This is a genomic window from Kocuria sp. (assembly GCF_030536815.1).
Classification (GTDB): domain Bacteria; phylum Actinomycetota; class Actinomycetes; order Actinomycetales; family Micrococcaceae; genus Kocuria; species Kocuria gwangalliensis.
The window spans coordinates 1-2,262 of record NZ_JAUNPE010000263.1 but is presented as its reverse complement, the minus strand read 5'-3'; the positions used below and the strand labels follow the sequence as shown (position 1 = coordinate 2,262).

The 2,262-nt window shown below is 64.3% G+C and carries 3 protein-coding genes; 2 read left to right on the top strand and 1 reads right to left on the bottom strand.

Features of this window, described 5'->3' with window-relative positions; genetic code table 11:
- Nucleotides 1-34 precede the first annotated feature (34 nt).
- The gene (locus Q4E95_RS12990) at nucleotides 35-760 is read right to left on the bottom strand and encodes a TetR/AcrR family transcriptional regulator (protein ID WP_303383702.1); all 726 of its coding nucleotides are present in this window, start codon (nucleotides 758-760) and stop codon (nucleotides 35-37) included.
- A 67-nt stretch (nucleotides 761-827) separates the two neighbouring features.
- Between Q4E95_RS12990 and Q4E95_RS12985 the strand changes: the two genes are divergently transcribed.
- Together Q4E95_RS12985 and Q4E95_RS12980 are read left to right on the top strand one after the other, a co-directional pair.
- Entirely contained in the window at nucleotides 828-1,622 is a 795-nt protein-coding gene (locus Q4E95_RS12985; protein WP_303383701.1) for an SDR family oxidoreductase, read from the top strand.
- On the top strand, nucleotides 1,622-2,262 hold a 641-nt coding region (locus tag Q4E95_RS12980; RefSeq protein WP_303383700.1), incomplete at its 3' end, for an alpha/beta hydrolase fold domain-containing protein. The genes Q4E95_RS12985 and Q4E95_RS12980, both read left to right, overlap by 1 nt.

Here is a 2,262-nt window from a genome sequence, read left to right as displayed (position 1 = left end):
GTCATGGGTGCGCCCCGGCAATGGGCGATCGCCGTCAGCGACGGAGATCCGCCTGGTCGTGGCTGCGGCCGGGCGATGGGCTCCCGCCCTCGGTGGGCGCATCACCCGCGCGGCGAGGATGCTGGTCCTCCGTCAGGAACCATGCGTCGAGAATGCGTCGTGCGCGGCGTCCGGTCTCGGCCTGGTGCTCCTTGGGTGATTTTGCAAGGGGAAGCGCCAGCATTTGCACGGCCACGAGCAGATCCTCGGCCGTCGTGTGCGAGGTGATCTCGCCCGCTTCGACGGCCGCGGCGTGAATACACGCAACGACCGTACGTAGTTGGGTGAGCAGTGCCGATTCGCCCGCGCCCCCCGAACGCGAATTTTTTGCCTTACTCGAAACGTCCGTCCCGCTGGTGGACACAATCTCGATGAGCGCGGAGGCTTCTGCCGCCTGTTCCTCAATGGCGTCGAGCAGTGCCGAGAAGGGGCGCTCCGCCTGCGTTGCATGTTTTTCCACCTCGGCGAGGTTCGTTTCGAACACTCCGGTGGCAAGAGCGAGGCGGTCGGGGAAGTGCCGGTACAGGCTTCCCTGCCCGACATTTGCCCGTTGTGCGATCCGACTCAACGGAACGTTGCCGCCGCCGGAGGCGAATTCGATCCGTGCCGCCTCGATCAATGCCTGACGGTTTGCCGGCCCCGCAGAGGGGCCCCAGTTCCGTTTCCGTGCTGGGACCGAACGTGCTCCTGCGTCGTCGTGGGTGGTCAACGCATCAGTCATGCACTGACTCTACTACCGGACAATGTTGTCCGGTAGGGTGAGAGTTCACGTAGAAGGGCGGTCTCGGATGGAACTCAAGAACAAGGTTTTCGCTGTCACGGGCGGGGGCGCGGGCATTGGTCGGGCCACCGTCCTCGCACTGCTGGCGCGCGGTGCCACCGTTGCGGCCGTGGACCTCAACGAGTCCGGCCTTATCGAAACGCAGGCCGTGGCGGGCGGAACCAGCCGGTTGAGCATCCACGTGGCGAATATCGTTGACCGCGAGGCAGTATTTGCCCTCCCGGAAAAAATTGCCTCGGTGCACGGGGACATTGACGGTCTGGTCAACATCGCGGGCATCATCCAGCCCTTCGTGCATGTCAGCGAGCTGGATTTCGAGCTCATGGAGCGGGTGATGGACGTCAACTTCTGGGGCACGGTGAACATGACCAAGGCGTTCTTGCCCGTGCTGCTGCGGCGTCCGACGGCGAGCCTGGTCAACGTCTCCAGCATGGGCGCGATCCTGCCCGTACCCGGGCAGACGGCTTACGGCGCGTCCAAGGCCGCGGTGGCCTTGTTCACCGAGGGACTGTTCGCGGAGTTGCAAGACACCCCTGTCGCGGTGACCGAGGTCTTCCCCGGTGGGATCGCCACGGACATCATGAAGAACTCCGGTGTTGAACGCGCCAACAAAGATCAAGGGAATACCGCACCGAACACAACGACTGCTCCAGAGGCTGCGAGGCAGATCGTCGATGCGATCGAGAAAGAGCGCTTCCGTGTGCACATCGGCCGGGATGCGAAAATGTTCGACAAGCTCAGCAGACTCATCCCCGAGCGGGCCATCCGTCTGATTGCGCAGAAAATGAAAGACGTCGGCTGATGAACGGTGTGCATCCCGAGCTTCGAGGCGCGCTCGAACGCCTGCCGAAAATTGCTCCCACCTCCCGTTTGAGCAGGTTCGTCGGACGACAAGGACCAAAACTCCTGCGCTCGCGGAAGACTCCCGGCGTCACCGTCTCGCACCTTCGCGACGGACAGTTCGGAGCACGACTGTATCGCCCCGACACCGCGGCGCCTCGACCGGCACTGCTCTGGGTGCACGGCGGGGGCCTGGTGATCGGCGCCCCGAAGCAGGACGATCCGCTGTGCGCCGACACGGCCGCGCAACTGGGCGTCACCATTGTTTCCGTGCAGTACCGGCACGCGCCCGAGCACCCTTTTCCCGCGGCGTTCGACGACGTATTGCATGCCTGGGAGTGCCTGCTCACTCACGCCAGCGGTCTCGGCATCGATCCCACGCGCATCGCACTCGGCGGGGAAAGCGCAGGAGCCGGTCTTGCCGCAGCGGCAGTGCAGCGCATTCGAGATCGCGGTGGCATTCAGCCCTGTGCGCAATGGCTTTTCGCCCCGATGCTCGATGACCGTACGGCAGCCCGGCGCGACCTCGACGCGGGGGACCATCCGGTGTGGAACAACACGGTCAATCGTTTTGCCTGGGCAAGTTACCTCGGTCGTGAGCC